This is a genomic window from Planococcus beigongshangi, from assembly GCF_016820495.1.
GTDB lineage: Bacteria > Bacillota > Bacilli > Bacillales_A > Planococcaceae > Planococcus > Planococcus beigongshangi.
In genome coordinates this window covers 1-306 of record NZ_JADHDU010000032.1, presented here as the reverse complement: position 1 = coordinate 306, position 306 = coordinate 1, and the positions used below count along the sequence as shown (strand labels likewise).

The 306-nt window shown below is 54.6% G+C and carries 1 protein-coding gene; it reads left to right on the top strand.

The features are described from left to right. On the top strand, positions 1-240 hold a 240-nt coding region (locus IQ294_RS16375; protein ID WP_238942894.1), incomplete at its 5' end, for a hypothetical protein. Between the last annotated feature and the right edge of the window lie 66 nt (positions 241-306).

Here is a 306-nt window from a genome sequence, read left to right as displayed (position 1 = left end):
CAGGTTACCAAGGGTACTTGGCGTTCCAACCAGACCTCCCCGGGTAAGAACGCAATCTTTCCCTCCACCTACCTGCTTCATTTACTGCATGCGACCTTCGGCAGAAAGGGCTTTGCCTTGTTTGGCAGACTCACCCAATCGCATATAGCCTTCTATGAAGTTCGTGTTCCTCAGACCGGAGGTTTGCCGCCCGCTTCCTTCAGATTCCACGTCGCCGTGGACACCCTTGCGCTTGGCTAACTGTTACTTCTGCCTTCACAGTTCGGGACTTGCACCCTATAGATTACGCCCATGCCGGGCACACCA